The organism is Chryseobacterium kimseyorum, from assembly GCF_025971945.1.
GTDB classification, from domain to species: Bacteria; Bacteroidota; Bacteroidia; order Flavobacteriales; family Weeksellaceae; genus Chryseobacterium; species Chryseobacterium kimseyorum.
Genome location: NZ_JAPDHW010000006.1, coordinates 198869 through 222007, shown reverse-complemented (window position 1 = coordinate 222007; position 23139 = coordinate 198869). Strand labels below are relative to the sequence as shown.

The window sequence follows — 23139 nt, the reverse complement described above, 5'->3', positions numbered from 1 at the left end:
AAAATTAATACTTATTTGCAGCAAAAATGAAACCATAATTTTATTATTGCTAAATTTGTAGACTTTATGAATTTTCTGATCAAAATACTTTACTTAATTTCGAAGATGCCGCTTAAAATATTGTATATTTTTTCGGATATCATCTTCTTCTTGAATTACTATTTTGTAGGATACCGTAAAAAAATCATCACTCAGAATCTCAAAAATTCTTTTCCTGAAAAGTCAGATGAAGAGATTGCTGCGATACGAAAGAAATTTTATCTTAATTTTTCAGATTACCTGGCGGAGACTGTGAAATCTTTCACGATGTCTAAAACTGAAACGCGAGTGCGAATGCAGCACATCAATCAACACCTGTTTCATGAAGCTAAAGCTGAAGGTAAAAATATTATTTTACTGGCCGGCCATGTATTTAACTGGGAATGGATGAATGCTCTGGCCACTATTATTCCGCAAAAAAACTGTCATCCCGTTTACCGGAAAGTCAACAGTGAGTTTTGGGAAACACAGATGAAAAAAGTGAGAAGCAAGTTCGGCAACGATGCTCTGGAAGCAAACGAAGTAATACTTAATATTTTCAGAGGTAAAAATGACGGTGACTCCATCTATCTTTTTGTTGCTGATCAGACTCCGCATGTTGCCCATGTTAATTACGGATTAGAATTTCTTAACCAGAGAACGCCGGCATTTATAGGGTATGATAAACTGGCAACCAGAATGGATCTTATTTTTATTTATACAGAAATGAAAAAAGTAAAACGAGGTCATTATCAGATCAACTATCACAAGATTGAACCTGAAGGTGAAAAATTTGTCAATAATGAAGTGGTGAAGAAGTTTCATCAGCTCCTGGAAAATACTATTAAAAAAAGGCCAGACAACTATCTTTGGTCGCACCGAAAATGGAAATATCAGGACTCTATTAAAACTTTTGATTCTGAAAAACTTTAAATCTTGATGTCAGAAAATTTAGCTATTGTCATTCTCAACTGGAACGGGAAAAGCTGGTTGGAAAAATTCCTTCCAAGCGTAACTAAGTATTCTCAAAATGTTGATATTTACGTTATTGATAATTTTTCGGATGATGAATCTGTAGATTTTCTGAAAGCTCATTTTCCGACTATTAAAATCGTTTTAAACGATAAAAACTACGGTTTTGCAGGTGGATACAACGAAGGTTTAAAGCATATCCATGCAGAATATTACTGTCTTTTAAATTCTGATGTAGAGGTCACTGAAAACTGGATTGAACCTGTTTTAAATTTATTCAAAAAAGATCCTGAGATTGCGGCTGTTCAGCCAAAAATTTTATCTTACCATAATAAGAAATATTTTGAATTTGCAGGCGCCGGAGGTGGATTGATCGACAATTTGGGCTATCCGTACTGCAGAGGCCGTATTTTCGATGATGTAGAAGAAGATAAAGGTCAGTATGATGATGAGAGTGAAATTTTCTGGGCTTCAGGATGCTGTTTTTTTATCCGTTCTAAAGATTTCTGGGAGCAAAATGGCTTTGATGCAAGATTTTTCGCCCATCAGGAAGAAATAGATTTATGCTGGAGATTAATTAATTCGGGTAGAAAAATATATTATACCGGACAGTCTAAAGTATATCATGTTGGAGGCGGAACTCTGAATAAACAAAGTCCACAAAAGACTTTCCTCAATATCAGAAATAATCTTTCGATGATGATGAAAAATTTACCTTTTCCTCATCTGATTTGGGTTTTATTTTTAAGGATGATTTTAGACGGAGCAGCTGCTTTTTACTTTGCTTATAAAAATGGTTTATCTCATCTGTGGGCAGTTTTACGGGGTCATTTTGGTTTCTATGCTCAAATTCCTGGAACTCTAAAATTAAGACAGAAAAATCAAGTTAAAAAGTATTACCAAACAGAATGGCTTATTTTTAAACACTTTTTAGGTAATAAAAAAAATTAATACATACACATTGGCTAAATATTCACCAATAATCATTCATCAATTATAATTTTCACATGGATTTCTGCGCAATAGATTTTGAAACGGCTACTCACGAAAGACATTCGGCTTGCGAACTGGGAGTCTGCGTCGTTGAAAATTCACAAATTGTCTCTACCAAAACCTGGCTGATCAAACCTCCGAGTTTTCCCTATTTTAACCAGAGAAATATTGATGTACACGGTATTGTTCCGAATGATGTGAAAGACGCTCCTACCTTTGATGAAATCTGGTACGAAGTACAGGATATGATGTACGGAACATTAATGTTGGCTCACAACGCAAGTTTTGATGCAGGTGTTTTAAGAAGCTGTCTTGATTATTACGGAATTTTTAAGCCTAATTTAAATTATCTCTGCAGCATTCAGGTGGCAAAAAAATCATGGAATTACCTTCCTAAATATGGTTTAAAACATTTGGCAGAACATCATCAGATAAAATTCAATCACCACAGAGCCGGAGACGATGCCGAAGCATGTGCCAGAATTGCTTTATTGGGTTTTGAGAGGCTTATTATTACCAGTACAGACGAAATTCACGACTATTTTCAGGCAAAGCTAAAGAAACTGTGATTTCAACTGTTTTGAAAACAGGTTTTCTTAGCTGTTGATTTATACGTTTTTGAACCTGCAACAAAGAGAACAGTATTATAAAAATTAAAGCTTCCAGGTAGTAAAATTTGAGTATTATTATCTCACAAGCGATGTTGTTCAAATAACTTTCACTGAGAAATTCTGAACTGTAACCTGCCGTTTGATGTCTTGTGAAAACCGCAGCCCGACTTGAGCGGAAATCTTTTTTGTTTTAAAAAAAAAATTGGGAGCGGAAGGCGGAAACAGCTGCCCTAAAAATAAAATTGATCTTTCTGACCAAATCAATTTATCTCAAAAATCAGTTAACCAGTATTGCTGACAACAGATTGAATTTTGGAATATCGATCTCGAAATTTTCGTGAGTTTCTTCGTTTCTTACCAAATACTTACCGCTCATATTTCCGACACCGGAACGCAGCATTACATTGGAAAAATATGCAAACTGATCGTTTGGCTGTATATCCGGAGTAAGACCGATTACACCATCTCCCACCACTTCGGTAAAGCCGAATCCTACATCAAAGATGAGCCATTTTCTTTTTAGAATTTTAATCGGGAAATCGCCGTCATTCTCGATTACGATGTTGTATTTAAAAACAAATCGGTTTTCAGACGGATAACTGTTTTTGCTATCATACTCAGGCGTCACAGACACCTTAATATTTGAAGTAATTTTTGAAAACATTTTGTTCGTTTTATTGTTTGATACAAAAATCTCGCCTTTTTTGAAGGCGAGATTGTATATGATATTCCTGGAAATTAATTTTTACAATCCAAGACCTTTTTTCTCATCTCCTCCCAATAGAATTTCTACCGGATTGTCGATTCCTTCTTTTACCGCAACAAGGAATCCTACAGACTCTTTACCGTCGATAATTCTGTGATCGTAAGACATTGCCACGTACATCATAGGACGAATAACCACCTGCCCGTCAACCGCTACCGGTCTCTGGATGATATTGTGCATTCCTAAGATAGCAGACTGAGGCGGGTTGATAATTGGTGTAGACAACATAGAACCGAAAGTACCACCGTTTGTAATAGTGAAAGTACCACCTGTCATTTCGTCAACTGTAATTTTACCGTCTCTTACTTTAATTGCCAGGTCTTTGATGTTTCCTTCAACATTTGCGAACGACATATTCTCAGCATTTCTCAATACAGGAACCATCAGACCTTTAGGACCTGAAACTGCAATTGAAATATCACAGAAATCATAGTTCGTTTTGAAATCTCCGTCAATTGATGCATTTACATCCGGATACATTTGTAACGCTCTTGTAACCGCTTTTGTGAAGAAAGACATGAAACCAAGTCCAACTCCGTGTTTTTGAGCAAATTCTTCTTTATACTGTTTTCTCAATCTGAAAATTTCAGACATATCTACTTCATTGAAAGTCGTCAACATTGCAGTTTCGTTCTTTACAGAAACTAATCTCTGAGCGATTTTTCTTCTAAGAACTGAAAGTTTAGTTGTAGTTGTAGATCTTGCACCGGTAGACGTTAAAGAGCTTCCACCCATTGCAGGAACAGCAGCTAATTCAGCATCAGTTTTAGAGATTCTACCGTCTCTACCAGATCCGGAAACCTGAGAAGCATCAATTCCTTTTTCGTCAAGAATTTTCTTTGCCGCCGGAGATGGAGAACCTGTAGCATAAGACTGAGGAGCAGCCGGAGCTGGTTTTGGAGCTTCCTGTTTTGGAGCTTCCTGTTTTGCAGGTTCAGCAGCTTTTGGCGCTTCTTCCTGTTTTGGAGCTTCAGCAGCAGGAGCAGCACCACCTTCAGGTTTAGCAGCGTCCATATCAATTAAACAAACAACCTGACCTACCTGTACTACATCTCCTTCTTCAGCTTTTAAAGTGATTACACCACTTTCTTCTGCCGGTAATTCTAATGTTGCCTTGTCTGAGTCTACTTCAGCGATTGGTTGATCTTTTTGTACATAATCACCATCTTTTACAAGCCAAGTTGCAATTTCAACTTCTGTAATTGATTCTCCCGGTGAAGGAACTTTCATTTCTAAAATTGACATATCGTATTTTTTATTTTTTTAATTGGATATTTAATATAATTAAGCGGTAACAGGTCTTTTAGCCGGAGCATCATCTCTGTCGAAAACTCTGTTGATCACAAGATTCTGGTTTTTCTCAAACATTTTGTGACTTCCAGGAGCCGGAGCACCACTTGGTACCGGCGAGATAACCTGAATTCCTGTATCTCTGAAATTTCTTAAGATATAAGACCATGCTCCCATGTTTTCCGGTTCTTCCTGAGCCCAAACAATTGAAGTTTTGTTTTCATATTTCTCGAACACAGCTTCTATCGCATCAGTCTGAAGTGGATACAACTGCTCAAATCTTACCAAAGCAACATTTTCACAATTCAATTCTTCTTTCTTAGCTAATAATTCGAAGTACAGTTTACCTGAACAAAGAACTAATTTTTCAACTTTTTTAGGATCTGCTGTAGGATCATCAAAGATCGGCTGGAAACCTTTATTTGCGAAATCTTCCAGTGGAGAAACCACTTTCGGATGTCTAAGTAATGATTTTGGACTCATCACGATCAACGGTTTTCTGAACGACCACTTCAACTGTCTTCTCAACAGGTGGAAATAGTTGGCAGGAGAAGTAATGTTTGCCACGACCATATTTTCATTCGCACAAAGCGTTAAGAATCTTTCTAATCTTGCTGAAGAGTGTTCTGCACCCTGCCCTTCCGAACCGTGAGGCAACAGCATTACAAGACCGTCCTGAATCTTCCATTTTTCTTCTGCTGCAGCCAAATACTGGTCAACAATAATCTGAGCTCCATTTACGAAATCTCCGAACTGAGCTTCCCAGATTGTTAAAGTATTTGGAGATGCCATCGCATAACCGTAATCAAATCCTAAAACTCCGTATTCTGAAAGGTGAGAGTTGAAAACATCAAATCTGCTTTCTGAAACTTCTTTTAAAGGAATGTATTCTTCTTCTGTATCTTCAGTTTTTACCACGGCGTGTCTGTGAGAGAATGTTCCTCTTTCCACATCTTCACCAGAAATTCTGATATTATGACCTTCAACAAGAAGAGTAGCATACGCCAACCATTCTCCCAGAGCCCAGTCTAAAGAGTTTCCTTCGATCGCTTTTACACGGTTGTCAAAAAGTCTTGTAATCTTATTGATGAATTTTTTATCCGCAGGAAGTGTTGACATTTTAATAGCCAACTCTTTCAATTTATCTAAATCATATCCTGTATCAACAGCATTCTGCACTGCACCTCTTTTTGCAATAGGGAAATTTGTCCAGTCATCTGCCATGAAGATATCCATCACATTTTTCTCGATTTCCTTCGAAGCATCAAAGTCTTTATCTAAAAGTGCTTTGAATTCAGTTTCCATTTTTGCAATCACATCGTTTGATGTAATGCTGTCTTTCAAGAGTTTATCTTTATAGATTTCTCTTGGGTTAGGATGTTTTGAGATTAATTTATACAGATTAGGCTGGGTAAATCTTGGCTCATCCCCTTCGTTATGACCATATTTTCTGTATCCTAATAAATCGATGTAAACGTCTTTACCAAATTTAGCTCTGAAATCAGCAGCAAAATGAATTGCATGAACTACCGCTTCAGCATCGTCAGCATTTACGTGCATTACAGGAGATTCTGTCACCTTAGCAATATCTGTACAGTATGTAGAAGATCTTGCATCGGCATAATTGGTCGTAAATGAAACCTGGTTGTTGACAACAATATGAACCGTACCACCGGTTTTATAACCTTCCAAAGTCATCATCTGAGCAACTTCGTAAGCGATACCCTGACCAGCCAAGGCACCGTCACCGTGAATAACGATTGGTAAAATCTTTTTATAATCACCTTTGTAACGATCATCTACTTTAGCACGGCAGATACCTTCCACCAAAGCAGCAACAGTTTCTAAGTGAGACGGGTTTGGAGTTAAATTAATTGAAACTTCCTCTCCCGATGCTGTTTTTATTTTTTTAGATGAACCTAAGTGATATTTTACATCACCTGAGAATACATCTTCTTCAAATTCTTTTCCTTCAAATTCTGAGAAAATCTGCTTGTATGATTTCCCGAAAATATTGGTCAATACATTCAATCTACCTCTGTGAGCCATACCCAGTACCACCTCGTCAACGCCTAACTGTGAAGATCTTGAGATCAACTGATCCAAAGCGGGAATCAAAGATTCACCACCCTCTAACGAGAATCTTTTCTGACCAACAAATTTAGTATGTAGATAATTTTCAAATGCAACTGCCTGATTTAATTTAAGTAAAATCTCGGTTTTTTCGTTTGCATTAAGGCTTGGATGATTTTCATTAACCTGAATCCACTGCTTGATAAAATCTTTTTCCTCGATATTGTTGATGTAAGTATACTCCACACCAATTGAGTCACAGTAGATTGTTTCAAGATGTCTGATCAGTTCCTGTAAAGTTGCAGGACCTTTCATTCCGGTTTCAACAGCACAGTTGAATTTTGTGTTCAAATCTGACTGGTCAAGACCAAAATTTTCGATATCTAAAGTCGGCGTGTAGTGCCTTCTTTCTCGGACAGGATTGGTTTTTGTAAACAAGTGGCCTCTCGTTCTGTAAGCTTCGATAAGATTTACCACCTTAAATTCCTTTTTGATATGCTCAGGAACTTCACCGTTAGATGCTGCCTGAGAAATCTGCTGAACTGCAGGAGAAGAATTTCCCACGTTTTTGATTTGCTGAATGTCTTCTTCATCAGAATAATTCTCCAATGCAAAATCAAAGCCTTGAAAAAAGGCTTTCCATGATGGTTCTAAAGAGTCCGGAAATTTTAAGTACTGTTGGTATAAATCCTCAATTAACTGAGAATGAGCTGCGTTTAGGAATGAAAATCTGTCCATTATTACAGTTGGTCTATTTATTAAATTTTGTTAGTCGTATTAATCTTCAAATTTAATAAAAAAAACCGACTTGGGGCAGACTCAAACTATTAAAAAAAACATAAAGAAGTGATTTGTATCATATTTATTTATAAACAGATAACGAAAGCTTCATATTGACATCCTGATTCTCTAAAGGCTGCTCTATGAAAGTCTGATAAATATCACCATAACGCATCTCATCGGTTTTTGCTTTTTGCATTAACTGCTGAATTGCCTTCACTCTTCCGGCATACGTTCCTTTATAATAAATCACATAATTTTGAGTAGGACTGATCGATCTAAAGCTGAAATTATTATCGTTGACTCCGAATTTTTTAGATAAAGGAATTCCAAAATAATAAGAAACTTCGTTATCTTTAAAATTATCTGCATCAGTAATCAGAATTGGGTAACCAAATTCATCATCTTTCTTGCCCAAATCCATTGTCACATAATTATACACCTTATTATAATTCATCACAATATTTCTGTACAGAGCGTCTTTTTTATTGGATGTACTTACGCTTACGCCCAAAATCATTTTGGCCTCTTCTTTTTCAACCATCAGACTGTCATATTTAATCGAAGCCAGCTGATTATCTTTTGAAACTTTATTGCCTAAAACATTTTTAAGATTCACCATACTTTTGTCGATATTGTCGGTGAATTTATCTTCGGTCCAGAAGTTCTGAGCTCGCGTTAAAACTGAAAGTTTCGGAGTGTGAACAAACCAGGTAATTTTTGTTTTTTCTGCAGAAACCGGCGTGAACTTAACGTCGATTAATGTCGGGTTTTCATCTTCGTCTTCAAAGAGCTGATATCTCAACGTTTTGTTGGGATTTTCGTAACGAATGAACATTTCACCACCGTCTTCACTTTTAGGATCATTGTAGCTGATAGCACTTCCCTGCCCTTCGTAAGGAGTATAATAATCTATGGTAATTGTTTTAGAACTTGTAAAAAAGTTATTCCATCTCGTGAAATGCTGTAAATTATTGAACTGGTTAAAGACTTTGTCTAAAGGATAATCTACTTCTTTCTCAACTTTGAAACTTTTACTTTCGTCTACAAAGAAATACATGGAAGCAGCATAAGCTCCTACCAGAAAAATAACAATTACGGCTATGATTTTAAAAAAACGCATCGCACAAAAGTAATACAAATAAAAAAAGTGACCAATATATTGATCACTCCAGTTTGTATAGTAATGTAATTATTATCCGATATGAGTTCCTGGCTGAAGCACGGCGCCTTTCTTGATTACAACAATTCCGTCTTGCACAGAATGCGTTCCGTAATCTCCGTCTTCCATATGTTTACCGCCAATAATCCGAACATTATCTCCGATGTAACAGTTTTTGTCAAGAATAGCTTTTTCAATATAACAGTATTTTCCGATTCCCATATTTGGTCTTCCTTCTCTGTCGTTCATGACAATTTCAGTAGTATTTTGGTAGAAATCGGCTCCCATTACGTAAGAATTTACGATGGTGCTGCCTTTGTCAATTCTCGTTCTGTTTCCAATAACTGAGTTTTCAATTTTATCAGCCAGAATAATACAGCCGTCTCCAAATACCGCTTTGCTCACATAAGAACCGTTGATTTTTGAAGGTGGAAGCATTCTTGCTCTCGTGTAAATAGGAGAAGATGAAAAAAGATTGAACTGTGGGAAATCCTGACAGAGATCCAGATTCGCTTCGTAGAAAGATTCTATGGTCCCGATATCTGTCCAGTATCCTTCATACTGATAACTTAACGTGCTGTATTTTCCGATGGAGCTTGGGATAATATCTTTCCCGAAATCGTCTCCAGCTCCGTCTTCAAACATTTTTTTCAAAATTGTTTTGGTGAAAATATAAATTCCCATTGAAGCCAGATATTCTTTTCCGTCAGCTTTGTTTTTATCTGAAACTTCAGACTGCAGACCGTCTAAAAGGTCATAGCTTGGTTTTTCAATAAAGGAGGTTATATTTCCTTCGTCATCAGATTTTAAAATTCCAAAACCTGTGGCATCTTTTGCATTGACAGGAATTGTTGCAATGGTAACGTCGCCGCCATTTTCTATATGGAAATCAAGCATCGCATTAAAATCCATCTGATACAGCTGATCTCCCGAAAGAATTAAAATATATTCATAATCATATTTTTCCAAATGTTTCATCGACTGACGAACCGCATCTGCAGTTCCCTGGAACCAACTTTCGTTTTCAACATTCTGTTCTGCAGCTAAAATATCTACGAAACCTTTGCTGAAAATATCAAAATGATATGAATTTTTGATGTGAGCATTCAGTGACGCAGAATTAAACTGCGTTAATACTAATATTTTATTTAAACCCGAATTTAAACAGTTTGAAATTGGAATATCAACCAATCTGTACTTTCCGGCAATGGGTACAGCAGGTTTTGATCTTGAGTACGTTAATGGGAAAAGCCTTGTACCTCTTCCTCCTCCTAAAACGATTGAAATGACATTTGGATTCATAAATTTATTTGTGGTTTATCTAATTATTAGTATACTTTTCTTGATTTATTTTTTATTTATTTAAAGCATTCTCAGAAGCTGCAATTTCGGCTTCAAGCTGGGTTATTGCAGTCTCAAATTTTATTTTCTCTTTTCTTGCAATCTTCAGCCAAAACTCTTTTCTTTTTATCTGTTTCTGAATCTTTTCTGCATTATCACTGCTTTCCAAACTGCTTTGCTTTTCTGCAATTTCAGCTTCGAGTTCTTCAATCTTTTTCGCGTTATTGACTGAAAGTCTCCTGAAAAGATCAAGCTCTTTCTGTTTGGGCGCAAAAAATTTGCTGTGATTTGACATCAACGATCTTCCAAAGTTCATCGACTGCATTGCCGCAGCCGTCTGCTGACGGTTCATCAACATTGTGTTGTTCATCGACTGATTACTGTTTTGAGCTAAACCAGACACTGAGATCAAAAATGATGCAGCGGTTAGAAAGTATGCTTTATTTTTCACTCTTAATAATTTAGTTCTTATATAAAGCTAAATACTTTTCCGCAGATTTCTCCCATGCAAAGTCAAAATTCATATTTGACAGTACCAAATCATCCATCGCCTTTTTCTGATTGTAGATCGCTAAGCCGCGAACCATTGCATGAATAATATCATCAACTCCAGGATAAGTGAAATTTAATCCTGAACCGCCTGTTGAAATATCCTTTACAGTGTCTCTCAAACCTCCGGTATAACTTACCACGGGAACTGTTCCGTAGCGCATGGCATACATTTGATTAAGACCGCAAGGCTCTACCCTCGAAGGCATCAACAAAAAATCTGCCGAAGCGTAAATTTTGTGAGATAAATGTTCTTTATAACCAATATCTGTCGCAAAATTGGCGTAAACATAGTTCAGTTCCTTTAATTTATCTTCAATATACGTGTTACCTGATCCCAAAACCATAATATTAAGTGAGCCGTAAGTTTGCTTTATACTTCTCCAGATTACATCGGGCAGTAAATCTGCTCCTTTTTCTGTGGCAAACCTTCCGATAAACGCAAAAAGCGGCAAATCCGGATTCAGATTATATTCTTTACACAATTTCTGCTTGTTCTTCTTTTTGATTTTGAGAACATTTTTTTTATTAAAATTAAAATCAAGCATAGGATCGGTTTCAGGATTCCAGACATCGCTATCAATCCCGTTGATAATTCCGTATGCTTTTCCAAATTCGTCACGGACTAAACTCTCCAAACCTCTAAAACTCACAAAAAGTTCCTCAAGGTATCCTTCAGATACTGTGGTAAAAGCTGTACAGCATTTAATCATACAGGCCAAAGGATTGATAAATCCGTTCCAATCCAAAAGTCCCCATTTATAATGATCAAAAGATGGCATATAATGAATCATATCCCAACGCATCATCCCCTGATATTCACCATTATGAATTGTTCCAATCGTTTTAATACCTTTTAAAAAACCAAATTCAGGACAGTTCTCTACCATAAAAGGAACTAATCCGGTATGATAATCATGGCAGTGCAGAACGTCAGGACGAATCTGCATCGCAGTCAGCCAATGTAAGACACCATGTTGAAATGCCAAAAACTGGAAGCTTTCATCCTGATATCCGTAAGGATTTTCACGATCCAACAGTCCGGGAATTTTTACCATAAACAGTTCAAAGCCCAACGTATTGGTTTTTTCTTTTAATACCTGAACCTGAAGCATATTCTGCCCCTGGTGAATGAAGCCGTCAAAAACCACATCAAATTCATGATCATAAACAAAAGATTTATTATACCATGGCATCACTACTTTGGCATCCACATCCTTCATTTTATTCTGATACTTCGGTAAAGCTCCAACGACGTCGGCCAAACCTCCGACTTTGGCTACAGGATAACATTCTGTGCTAAGGTGATAAACTGTCATTCTTATTTTTTATGTTGTTTTATTCTTTGAATCTTATACTTTCTATCTTTTGTCATTTTCAAAACGATTCCGGCGAGCGGCGGCAGTTTCAGGGAAATCGATTTCTCACGGTTCATCCACTCTTCATTTTCTTCTTTAAAAATAGTTGTTTCTACTCCGCTACCATTATATTTTTCATCATCAGAATTGAAAATAACTTCCCATTTTGTTCCGGCATCGACTCCTATTTTGTAATCAAATACATTGGGAGTCAGATTTAAAATTACCATCAGAACATCATCTTTCTTTTTTCCTTTTCTTAAATAAATTAGAACAGAACGTTCTGCATCATCGGCTTCTACCCATTCAAAACCATTTGGGTTAAACTGATTTTCGTAAAATGCAGTTTCACTTCTGTATAAATGATTCAGATCTTTTACTAAACTCTGCAAGCCTTTATGAATAGGAAAATCCAGCAAATGCCAGTCTAGACTCTGTTTAAAATTCCATTCACTCGTCTGTCCAAATTCATCACCCATAAAAAGCAGTTTTGCACCGGGATGCGTAAACATATAAACATACAGCGCCCTTAAATTAGCAAATTTCTGCCATTCATCACCCTTCATTTTATAGATAAGACTCGCTTTTCCGTGTACGACTTCATCATGAGACAGAGGCATCATGTAGTTTTCGTTGTACATGTACATCGATGCAAAAGTCAGTTTATGATGGGTGTGTTTTCTGTTATCGTATTCTTCTTTGAAATAATCTAAAGTGTCATGCATCCAGCCCATCATCCATTTCATTCCGAATCCTACTCCACCATCGTGAACGGGTTTTGTGAGTAAAGGAAAATCTGAACTTTCTTCGGCAATCGTGATGATGCTGTTGCCAAATTCTTTATACACGGCAGTATTAAATTCCTGTAAAAAAGCTTTTGCTTCAAGATTGACGTTTTCCCCGTAAATATTCGGTTCCCATTCCCCTTCATTTCTTGAATAATCTAAATGAAGCATCGAGGTCACTGCATCTACACGCAAGCCGTCAGCATGATAACGGTCAAGCCAAAACATCGCATTTGAGATCAGGAAAGATTTAACTTCATTTCTTCCGTAATTAAAGATGTACGATTTCCAATCGGGATGAAAACCTTTTCGTGGATCTTCGTGCTCGTACAAATAACTTCCGTCAAAACGGTGCAGACCATTGGCATCTCCAGGAAAATGTGAAGGAACCCAATCGAGAATAACTCCAATATCATTGTTGTGGAGCTCATTAATTAAAAACATCAGATCCTGAGGAGATCCAAATCTTGAAGTCGCTGCAAAAAAACCGGTAATCTGATAACCCCAACTCGGATCATAAGGATACTCCATTACGGGCATAAATTCTACGTGAGTAAAACCCATATACTTTATATACGGAACCAGTTTCTCTGCAATATCTCTGTAGTTTAAAAACTTCTCGGGATCTTCAACGTTGCGAACCCAAGACCCCAAGTGCAGTTCGTACACCGAAATCGGAGCTTCTAAGCTGTTATTTTTCCAGCGTTTTTCCTGCCATTCCTGATCTGTCCATTCATACCAATTGGTAGAAACAAGCGATGCTGCCTGAAGATTCTGTTCCCAGCTCAATGCGTAAGGATCACTCTTTTCTAAAATAGTGCCTAAACTTTCTATTGCATATTTGTAGAGCGTCCCCCAGGTCAGTCCGGCAATAAAGCCTTCCCAGATACCTGAACCATCCCACCTCGGAAAGAGTATATGATCCTGATGATTCCAATTATTGAAATTACCGATCACAGAAACTTTCTTTGCATTTGGAGCCCAAACTGAAAAGTAAACTCCCTGTACTCCGTCTTTTTCTACCGAGTGTGCGCCAAATTTTTCGTAGAGGCGATAATGCTTACCTTCTTTGAAGAGATAGATATCATGATCTGTGAAAAGTGTATACGTTTTTACCGAATTCATCATAGTGTTTTTTTAACCTTACAGCATCAATAACTTTATTTTAAAAAAAACCATAGAAAAACATTCTGTTAAATGGTTTGTCTGCAAGTTGCGATCACTATCAAATATATAAATTTTTCCTGTGTTAAACTCAGTTTTTTATTAATTTTAACCAACTTATATAAAAAGATTTTTTATACTTTTATGGGTTTAATCGAATTACCTATTTTTTAAACACAAATATGAAGTTTACACTTTACACCGAGGAGGCAGATGAAAGACCTATATTTATAACCGGTAACTTCAACAGCTGGAATCCTAAAGATCCCCGTTTTCAGCTTGCACAGATCGATCCCAACAATTATTATATCGAAATATTCGATGAATTTTTACCAGATATTATTGAATTTAAATTTACCAAGGGAGGCTGGGAAAACGTAGAACTCGACAAATACGGAAGCATTACCCCCAACAAAAAAGTTCAGAAATCAGAAAGCGCATTTTCGCACACTGTAGAAAAGTGGAGATTCAATTGGGGACCTTTTAAGCAGGAATTTTTCCCAATTGTAGAGATTATTTCAGAAGAATTTTATATTCCTCAGCTTGAGAGACACCGTAAAGTCTGGGCACTTCTTCCCTACGACTATTATGTTTCAGATAAAAAATATCCTGTTCTTTACCTTCAGGATGCCCAGAATTTATTCAATGAAGGAAGTCCGTACGGCAATTGGGAGATTGATAAAAAACTTTCCATTCTTGCAGAATACGGTCGTGGCGATGTTATCATTATTGCCATTGAACATGGAAGTGAAGAAAGAATTAAAGAATATATTTTTGATAACGATAATGTGGCAAACGGTTCAGAGGGTAAAAAATACATTCGATTTATTACCGACACTTTAAAGCCATTTGTAGATGAACATTACCGAACCAGAAAAGACCGTGAAAACACAGGAATCGGCGGAAGCTCTTTAGGAGCATTGATCAGCATTTACAGCGGATTTCTGTATCCCGAAGTGTATTCTAAATTGTTAATTTTTTCTCCATCACTTTGGGTAGAACCGAATAACAACTTCCCGATGATGAGTTTCAGAGTACCTTTTAAAACTAAAATTTACCTATATGGAGGTGAGCAGGAAGGTTCAAAAATGGTGAAAAGGATTCAGGTTTTTGAAAATTATCTGAAAAGATGGGAAAAGAAAAACCTTTTTGATTTTGAATTTAAAACCAACATCAACCCTGAGGGCTCTCACAGCGAGTTTTACTGGTCACAGGAATTCCCGAGAGCGATTGAATGGCTTTTTTACAACAACACAGAAAATCCGGTAGAAGTAACGCCACATCAGGACACCATAGAAAACTAAAGCATTATGAAATTAGTAAATAAAAGAAATAAAAATTACGCACAGATCTTCGAATTATTCACAGAGGAATCGTGGCAGGAGAATAAAAAAAATTACAATAAAAATATAGCAATTCTGTTTTCGGGAAAGAAAAATGAGGTGTTTATCGATGCAAAGGAGGAATCGATTACTTACTTCATCGGATTTGGGAAATCTGATCTGCAGAATTTCGAATTTCAACAGGTTGCCGTAAAATTTTCTCAGGGTCAGAAAAAAAACTTTCAGGAAGTTCATACGCTGATTCTGGCTGATTTTATTAATGAAAAACAGTTTGAGGAATTTGTAAAAGGACTATTACTGGGAACTTACAATTATCCGTTTGAAAAAAATCATTCGTTCTGGAACGAAAAATTTGAACTGCATTTCGGCAATTTAAGCCAGAAAAAATTAGACGTCATTTCCAGCAGAGCAGATGCACTTTGCGAAGGACAAACCGCATGTCAGGACTGGCTGAACAAACCAGCGAATTTTAAAAGACCAGAAGCCGTCAGTACTTATCTTAAAAATTTAGCTAAAAAAAATCAACTTAAGTATACGGTTTTCAACAGAAAAAAATGTGAGGAATTAGGTTTGGGCGCTTTTCTTTCTGTAAACCAGGGAAGCGCCTACGATGCAGCTTTTACTATTCTAGAATATAAAACAACGGTAAAAAATGCCAAAACCTTTGGCCTGATAGGTAAATGTGTCCTTTTTGATACTGGCGGAATTTCTATTAAGGGATCAGACAATATGCATTACATGAAATCTGATATGGGAGGTGCAACAGCAGTGATTGGCGCAATGATTTACGCATCGCAAATGCAGTTGCCTGTAAATATTGTTGCAATATTGCCCATTACTGACAATGCCGTTTCAGAAAATGCCTATCTACCGAGCGATGTAATTACCGCCTACAACGGAAAAACAATAGAAGTACTAAACACTGACGCAGAAGGCAGAATGACTCTAGCAGACGGACTTTCTTATATGGCGAAAAACTACAAAACTGATGTTTTAATTGATCTGGCAACGCTCACAGGAAGCTCTGTGCGTATGTTTGGAGACACTTGTGGAGCGATGTTTTCTAATAATGATGTATTAAAAAATCTTTTGACAAAAACCGGAGATAAAACCAACCAGAGAGTCTGGAATTTGCCGCTTTGGGATATTTGGAAAGATGATTTTAAATCTGATGTTGCAGACTTTAAAAATATCTCAATGAAACCTATCGGAGACTGCATTGTTGCCGCAAAATTTTTGGAAGAATTTATTGAAGGACATCCGAACTGGGCGCACCTAGATATTGCCGGCGTGGCGTTTGGCAATGTAGGATATGCTAAAGACAAGGCAGCAACGGGTTATGGTGTGCAATTATTAGCCGATTTAATTGAAAATTATCACTAAAAATTAGTTTATTTCAAAATTTCTCTGTATAATTGATTAGTGATTTTCAAATACGCATTGATTGTTGATTTTCATCATTAAAACATCAACAAAAAATAGCTTTTATTTTTGAATATTCACCAAATTTTAAAAAACATTATATGGAGGAGAAAACTATTGTATGCATTTCGTGCTATTACAAAGGTTACGATTTTATGGACGAGATGAAGAAACTCGGCAATAAAGTAATTTTAGTAACATCTGAAAACCTCAAAGAGAAAAATTGGCCGTGGGATGCCATCAGCGAGGTTTTCTACATGCCCGAAGTGAAACCTTCTGTCTGGAATCTGGATCATCTTGTTCAGGGATTTTCACATTTGATGAAAACACGGAAAGTTGATGCTGTTATTGCATTGGATGATTACGATGTAGAAAAGGCAGCACTGATTCGCGAAACATTCCGTATTCCCGGGATGGGACAGACTACACACCGTTATTTCAGAGATAAACTGGCCATGCGCCAGAAAGCTAAAGATTCAGGTATCAATGTTCCTGAGTTCACCGCTGTATTTAATGATCATGAAGTAGACACTTTCACGAATAAAGTTCCTGCTCCATGGGTTCTGAAACCCCGATCGGAAGCTTCTGCATCTGGAATAAAAAAACTCAAAACCAAAGAAGAACTTTGGGATGCCTTGGAGAAACTGGGTGAAGAGCGTCATTTATTTCTTTTAGAAAGCTTCAAACCGGGCGATGTTTATCATGTAGACAGTTTAACCTTCAATAAAGAGATTGTTTTCACCTCTGCCTCAAAATATTTGGCTCCACCCATGGAAGTTTCCCATGAAGGCGGAGTTTTCAGAACCAAAACTTTAGGTAGATATTCAGAAGAATTTAAAGCATTAGATGAGGCCAATACGAAAGTTTTGATGAATTTCGGCTTACTCAACGGTGCCACTCACACAGAATTTATCCGTGGAAAAGAAGATGGAAAATGGTATTTCCTGGAAACATCGTCACGTGTTGGCGGTGCACACATTCCTGATTTAGTGGAGGCTTCCAGCAATATCAATATCTGGCGTGAATGGGCGAAAATTGAAGATGCCCTTTTAAGAGGTAAAAACTATGAAGTTTCTAAACCAACAGGTTATTATTCAGGATTAATCGTTGCTTTAATCAAAGATAAAGAACCTGATTACGATCAGTTTGAATGCGAAGAAGTCGTAAAATTTCTTCCCATCGATTATCATGTAGGAATAGTTTACAAATCAAAAGATTCTGAAAAAGTTGTAGAAAGATTAGATCGTGCTGCAGAAAAAATACATGCGCATCTTCTCAATATTATTCCACCTAAAGAAAAACCGACTGCGTAACGATTACTTATTATTAAATTAACTGAAATCCAAACACTTATTAATTTAATATGGATTAATTTGGAGCTTGGGCAGTAATTACTTTAAAAATCATTCGATCTGAAAATTAAACACAAAAAAAACTAAAAATCTATAGTACATGCCACATATAGAACACACAGATTATTACTCACATATATTAGGAATAAGCCTTAAGTTGGAAATTACAGGACATTTCGGTTATCCGATCATTATGTTTCCTACTTCGCAAGGACAGTACACGCAAAATCACGATTTTCATCTGAACAGCAGCATCAATTGGTTTGTTGAGCAGGGAAAAGTAAAACTATATAACATTCAGACAATCGATGCCTGGAGCTTTTACGATGAAAGCATTTCAGCACACCAGAGAATTAGAAATTACGAAAAATATGTGCAGTTTCTGATTCAGGAGTTTGTACCTTATATTCAGAAACTTCATGGTACGCACCGTGTAGCTGTTGCAGGAGCAAGTTTTGGAGGATATCACGCCGCAAATTTCGCGTTCAGATTTCCCGATGTGGTTTCTCACCTATTCTCTCTTTCCGGAGCATTCAGTATAAGAAATTTTATGGACGGGATTTCGGACGAGCTGGTTTATTTCAACTGTCCGAGAGAGTTTGTAAAAAATGATGAAGCTTGGAAGTATAAACACATGCACATTGTTCTAAGTACTTCAGACGAAGATATCTGCAAAGATAAAAACATAGAGATGGCCAACATTCTCCGTGCGAAAGGTATCGACTTCTGGTATGATGAAAAAAGGTGGATCAACCACGACTGGCCGTTGTGGAGAATGGCTTTCCCAACCTTTATCGGAACATTTTTTTCTTAAAATTTAAACAATTCAAATATTAATAGTAAATCATTAAAAAGACAAATTATGGCAAAAAAAGTAGGAATTTTATTCGGAATGGAAGACACGTTTCCTTGGGCATTTATCGACAAAGTGAATGAATTAGGAAAAGGGGAAATCGTGGCTGAAGCAGTAACGATTGATAAATTGGAGCAGGGTGCAGATTACGGTTATGCCGTTATTATCGACAGAATTTCTCAGGATGTTCCTTTTTACAGAGCGTACTTAAAAAATGCAGCACTGAACGGAACTTATGTGATTAACAATCCATTCTGGTGGAGCGCTGACGAAAAGTTTTTCAACAATGCTTTAATGTCTAAATTAGGAATTCCATTACCGAATACAGTTTTATTGCCTTCATACGAAAGACCTACCGACACTTCAGAAACATCATTCAGAAACCTGAAATTCCCTCATGACTGGGACTATATTTTCAATTATGTTGGTTTTCCGGCTTACATGAAACCTCACGACGGTGGTGGCTGGAAAAGCGTTTACCGAGTAGAAAGCCCTGAAGATCTTTGGGATAAATTATCTGAAACTGAGCAGCTGGTCATGATGGTTCAGGAAGAAATTGTATTTCAGGATTATTACAGAGTGTACTGTCTGGGTAAAAAATATGTTCACATTATGCCGTACGAGCCGAGAAATCCACACCATTTGAGATATGCGACTACGCATCAGACTGAAGGTAAAGATTTAGAAAAACTGTTAAAAGTAATTCATGATTATACTATCAAAATGAACGAAGCATTAGGATATGATTTCAACACGGTAGAATTTGCCGTAAGAGACGGAATTCCTTATGCTATTGACTTCTGTAATCCTGCACCTGACGCTGACAGAAACTCTGTAGGTGAAGAAAACTTTGCATGGATTGTAGAGCATTCAGCAAAATTGGCAATCGAAAAAGCAAAAGAATACGTTCCTGGAAAACAGAATATCTCTTGGGGAACTTTTGTGAAAGATTCAGTAAAATAAAACCATACAAAACACAAATTAAAAATGCATCATCAGTTTACAATTGGTATTGAAGAAGAATATCAGATCATCGATTTAGAAAGCAGAGATTTGGTTTCGCATGTTTCAAAGATCATCGAAGGTGGAAAGGCTGTTTTGAGTGAAAACTTAAAACACGAAATGCACGAATCCATGATTGAAATGGAAACCGGAATCTGCCAAAATATTCAGGAAGCTCAGGCAGAATTGACGAATCTGAGAAGGCATCTCATCAAAACAGCGCATGAGCAGGGACTTCGTGTTTCCGGTGGAGGAACACATCCCTTCTCTAACTGGGAGCACAACACGATTACCAACGGTGAACGTTACAACAAAATTGTAGATGATATGGGTGATGTTGCCCGTGGAAACCTGATTTTTGGTCTGCATGTACACATTGGGATTCCGAACCGTGAAGAAGGAGTGAGAATTCAGAATGTGATGCGTTATTTTCTGCCGCACGTTTATGCACTTTCAGTAAATTCCCCGTTTTGGATTGGAAGAAATACAGGTTTCAGATCTTACAGACAGGAAATTTTCGTAAAATTCCCAAGAACAGGAATTCCGAGTTATTTCAATTCTTTGGCAGAATTCGACAGTTATGTTGATCTTTTGGTGAAAACAGGAACCATTGATAATGCTAAGAAAATCTGGTGGGATTTGCGTGTTCACCCATTCTACCCTACCATTGAGTTCAGAATTTGCGATATGCCGTTAAGAATTGAAGAAACAGTTTGCCTGGCTGCAATTATGCAAAGTTTAGTGGCTAAAATTTACAAGCTGCATCAGCAGAATTTAAGTTTCAGAAGCTACAGAAGATTATTGCTGAATGAAAATAAATGGCGTGCGTCAAGAGATGGAATTCATTCTCAGCTAATCGATTTTGGGAAGGAAGAATCTGTTCCTTATCCGGATTTGCTTAAAGAACTTCTTGAATTTATTGATGATGTTGTAGACGATTTAGGATGCAGAAAAGAAGTGGAATATGCATGGAAGATTTTGGAAAACGGAACTGGCGCAGACCGTCAGCTTGCGGTCTACAAAGAGACCGGAGATTTGAAGAAAGTCGTTGATTACATGATCTCTGAGACCGAATATGGCATTACGCACGGTGAAACAGCTTCATAATATTTTTAATAACTTTGCATAAAATATGAAGTTATGAGAGATGTAAGAATTGCTTTGCTCGACATGAATAATAATCATGCAAACCAGGGATTTAAAAATATTAAAGAAATTTCTGAAGCCTTTAAGCAGCAGTCTGAAGAGAACATCAGCATCGAAGTTTTTGATGTCCGTTTTAAAAATGAAATTCCGAATATAGAAGATTTTGACATCTTCATTTCATCTGGTGGTCCGGGAAATCCGCATCGTGAAGGTTTTGAGTGGGAAGATAAATTTGCTCAGTTTTTAGACTCAGTGTATCAGCACAATCAGGAAAACGAGGCGAAAAAATATTTATTTTTAATTTGTCATTCTTTCCAGTTGGCGAGTATCCACTGGAATTTGGGAAATATATGCAAAAGAAAGTCGTATTCTTTCGGGGTTATGCCTATTCATAAAACTGAAGAAGGTGAGCAGGAATTTTTACTTAAGAATTTACCTGAACCTTTCTATGCTGTAGATTCCAGAGCATATCAGTTTATCGAGCCGAATGCAGATCGTTTTGAAGAACTGGGAATGAAAATCGTTGCGATTGAAAAATTCCGTCCTCATATTAATTTGGAGAGAGCAGTAATGGCGATCCGTTTTTCTGATGAGATTTTCGGAACACAATTTCATCCGGAAGCCAATCCGGCAGGGATGATTGAAAATCTGAAGGACGAGAAAAATAAAGAAGCGATGATTGAAAATTTCGGAATGGAAAAATACCTTGAAACGGTAGACAGAATGGATGATGAAGATAAGATTATGCTGACACAGGCTCAGATTTTGCCGAGGTTTTTAAGGTTAGCAAAAAAAAACATCTTGAAAGAAATTGAAGCGATGGCGTAAACAGCTTCTGTTAGTTGGCTTTTTGCTTTTTGCTATTCGATCAAATGTTAAAATAACACTGAAAAATCGAGCATAACCGCTCGATTTTTTAAAATCACAAAGAAAAAGAATATGATTCCAAAATACAGAAAACAGTTTAATCAGGAATTCAGCCAGGAAAAATATGAAAAGTTTCAACAAATTTTAAAGGTAAAAAGCGGATTATTGCCTGCTTTCAGACTTTCTGAAAGTCCGATGTTTCTTACTCATGAATTTAAAAATAAACTCATTGACGCCAGTGAAAGCATTATCGACCAGATCAAAGCTTTACCGGAAGGAACCTTAGAAAAAGCAATCCCGGAAAACTGTAAAGTTCCGAATGATACAGCAAAACCTCACTTTTTCACCATCGATTTTGGAATCTGCAGAAGTGAAAACGGAGAAATAGAACCTCAACTCATCGAGCTACAGGCCTTCCCTTCTCTGTACGCTTTTCAGAAAGTGTTTGAGGATACTTTTTCTGAGATGTACCATTTTTTGGAAGAAATTAAAAGTAAAATGCCACAGGACGAATTTCAGAATTATATCCGGGAATTAATTGTTGGTGATGAAAATCCTGAAAATGTTATCTTACTGGAAATATATCCTGAAAAGCAAAAAACAGCAATCGATTTTGCTTTAACAGAAAAATTACTGGGAATAAAAACGGTTTGCCTGACCAAAGTAAAAAAAGAGGGTAAAAAACTATTTTACGAAAATGATGTACAAAAAATTCAGATTAACAGAATTTACAATCGTGTTATCTTTGATGAATTAGACCGAATTCCGGATCTTCAGCTAGAATTTGATTTCCGTGAGGAGGCAGATGTAAAATGGATCACGCATCCCAACTGGTTTTTTAAAATTTCAAAATTCCTATTGCCGATGTTGAAACATCAGTTTGTTCCGAAAAGTTATTTCCTACATGACTTTCCGGAAAGTGAAAACCTTGAAAATTTTGTACTAAAACCGTTATTTTCATTTGCTGGAAGCGGAGTTAATTTAAATCCAACAAAAGAAATTACTGAGGCCATTGAAGACAAGGAAAACTATATTTTGCAGAGAAAAGTAACCTACGAACCGGTTTTTGAAGATATCAACGGAGACTTTTCAAAGGCAGAAATCCGTTTGCTTTATATCTGGAGAGAACAGGATGAGCGCCCAATCTTGCTTGAAAATCTAGGAAGAATGACAAAAGCTGCGATGGTGAATGTAGATTTTAATAAAAAAGATGCCATCTGGATTGGAAGTTCTAATGCATTTTTTGCTGACTGAAATAATAACTAAAAACAAAACCTCAGAAATTTCTGAGG

19 protein-coding genes are annotated in these 23139 nt (G+C 36.8%); 11 read left to right on the top strand and 8 right to left on the bottom strand.

Annotation, left to right across the window (positions count from 1 at the left end):
- Positions 1 to 66 precede the first annotated feature (66 nt).
- From OMO38_RS10610 to OMO38_RS10600, 3 genes are read left to right on the top strand one after another with little or no spacing between them, the layout of a single operon-like run.
- Positions 67 to 951 (top strand): lysophospholipid acyltransferase family protein, encoded by an 885-nt coding sequence (locus tag OMO38_RS10610; protein ID WP_264750153.1) that lies wholly within the window; start codon positions 67 to 69, stop codon positions 949 to 951.
- A gap of 6 nt (positions 952 to 957) precedes the next feature.
- Positions 958 to 1941, top strand: a complete 984-nt coding sequence (locus OMO38_RS10605; RefSeq protein ID WP_264750152.1) for a glycosyltransferase family 2 protein — start codon at positions 958 to 960, stop codon at positions 1939 to 1941.
- A 56-nt stretch (positions 1942 to 1997) separates the two neighbouring features.
- Positions 1998 to 2552 carry a 3'-5' exonuclease gene (locus tag OMO38_RS10600; RefSeq protein ID WP_264750151.1) on the top strand — a complete coding sequence of 185 codons (555 nt, stop codon included), beginning with the start codon at positions 1998 to 2000 and terminating at the stop codon, positions 2550 to 2552.
- A gap of 319 nt (positions 2553 to 2871) precedes the next feature.
- Here the strand turns inward: OMO38_RS10600 and apaG are convergent, their stop codons facing one another.
- From apaG to glgB, 8 genes are all read right to left on the bottom strand, one after another.
- On the bottom strand, positions 2872 to 3258 hold the full coding sequence (gene apaG, locus OMO38_RS10595) for a Co2+/Mg2+ efflux protein ApaG (protein WP_264750150.1): 387 nt from the start codon (positions 3256 to 3258) through the stop codon (positions 2872 to 2874).
- Between the two features lie 81 nt (positions 3259 to 3339).
- Positions 3340 to 4605: a 2-oxoglutarate dehydrogenase complex dihydrolipoyllysine-residue succinyltransferase gene (gene odhB, locus OMO38_RS10590; RefSeq protein WP_264750149.1), complete on the bottom strand. Its 1266-nt coding sequence runs from the start codon at positions 4603 to 4605 to the stop codon at positions 3340 to 3342.
- Between the two features lie 39 nt (positions 4606 to 4644).
- On the bottom strand, positions 4645 to 7461 hold the full coding sequence (locus tag OMO38_RS10585) for a 2-oxoglutarate dehydrogenase E1 component (RefSeq protein WP_264750148.1): 2817 nt from the start codon (positions 7459 to 7461) through the stop codon (positions 4645 to 4647).
- 124 nt (positions 7462 to 7585) lie between these two features.
- On the bottom strand, positions 7586 to 8626 hold the full coding sequence (locus tag OMO38_RS10580; protein WP_264750147.1) for an SRPBCC domain-containing protein: 1041 nt from the start codon (positions 8624 to 8626) through the stop codon (positions 7586 to 7588).
- 72 nt (positions 8627 to 8698) lie between these two features.
- The gene (locus OMO38_RS10575) at positions 8699 to 9967 is read right to left on the bottom strand and encodes a glucose-1-phosphate adenylyltransferase (RefSeq protein WP_264750146.1); all 1269 of its coding nucleotides are present in this window, start codon (positions 9965 to 9967) and stop codon (positions 8699 to 8701) included.
- Between the two features lie 52 nt (positions 9968 to 10019).
- Positions 10020 to 10457: a hypothetical protein gene (locus OMO38_RS10570; RefSeq protein WP_264750145.1), complete on the bottom strand. Its 438-nt coding sequence runs from the start codon at positions 10455 to 10457 to the stop codon at positions 10020 to 10022.
- 10 nt (positions 10458 to 10467) lie between these two features.
- The gene (locus OMO38_RS10565; RefSeq protein ID WP_264750144.1) at positions 10468 to 11874 is read right to left on the bottom strand and encodes a glycogen synthase; all 1407 of its coding nucleotides are present in this window, start codon (positions 11872 to 11874) and stop codon (positions 10468 to 10470) included.
- A 2-nt stretch (positions 11875 to 11876) separates the two neighbouring features.
- Positions 11877 to 13823, bottom strand: coding sequence for a 1,4-alpha-glucan branching protein GlgB (gene glgB, locus OMO38_RS10560; protein WP_264750222.1), 1947 nt, complete (start codon positions 13821 to 13823; stop codon positions 11877 to 11879).
- A gap of 221 nt (positions 13824 to 14044) precedes the next feature.
- Between glgB and OMO38_RS10555 the strand changes: the two genes are divergently transcribed.
- The 8 genes from OMO38_RS10555 (at position 14045) to OMO38_RS10520 (ending at position 23101) form a co-directional block, all read left to right on the top strand.
- Positions 14045 to 15166 (top strand): alpha/beta hydrolase, encoded by a 1122-nt coding sequence (locus tag OMO38_RS10555; protein WP_264750143.1) that lies wholly within the window; start codon positions 14045 to 14047, stop codon positions 15164 to 15166.
- 6 nt (positions 15167 to 15172) lie between these two features.
- On the top strand, positions 15173 to 16588 hold the full coding sequence (locus OMO38_RS10550) for a M17 family metallopeptidase (RefSeq protein ID WP_264750142.1): 1416 nt from the start codon (positions 15173 to 15175) through the stop codon (positions 16586 to 16588).
- A gap of 140 nt (positions 16589 to 16728) precedes the next feature.
- Positions 16729 to 17940 (top strand): ATP-grasp domain-containing protein, encoded by a 1212-nt coding sequence (locus OMO38_RS10545; RefSeq protein WP_264750141.1) that lies wholly within the window; start codon positions 16729 to 16731, stop codon positions 17938 to 17940.
- A 139-nt stretch (positions 17941 to 18079) separates the two neighbouring features.
- Positions 18080 to 18793, top strand: coding sequence for an alpha/beta fold hydrolase (locus tag OMO38_RS10540; protein ID WP_264750140.1), 714 nt, complete (start codon positions 18080 to 18082; stop codon positions 18791 to 18793).
- 48 nt (positions 18794 to 18841) lie between these two features.
- Complete coding sequence (locus OMO38_RS10535; RefSeq protein ID WP_264750139.1) at positions 18842 to 19795, top strand: ATP-grasp domain-containing protein; 954 nt, start codon at positions 18842 to 18844, stop codon at positions 19793 to 19795.
- 24 nt (positions 19796 to 19819) lie between these two features.
- Complete coding sequence (locus tag OMO38_RS10530; protein ID WP_264750138.1) at positions 19820 to 20941, top strand: carboxylate-amine ligase; 1122 nt, start codon at positions 19820 to 19822, stop codon at positions 20939 to 20941.
- Positions 20942 to 20974: 33 nt separating this feature from the next.
- Complete coding sequence (locus OMO38_RS10525) at positions 20975 to 21808, top strand: type 1 glutamine amidotransferase (RefSeq protein WP_264750137.1); 834 nt, start codon at positions 20975 to 20977, stop codon at positions 21806 to 21808.
- Between the two features lie 111 nt (positions 21809 to 21919).
- The gene (locus OMO38_RS10520) at positions 21920 to 23101 is read left to right on the top strand and encodes an ATP-grasp domain-containing protein (RefSeq protein ID WP_264750136.1); all 1182 of its coding nucleotides are present in this window, start codon (positions 21920 to 21922) and stop codon (positions 23099 to 23101) included.
- Positions 23102 to 23139 lie beyond the last annotated feature (38 nt).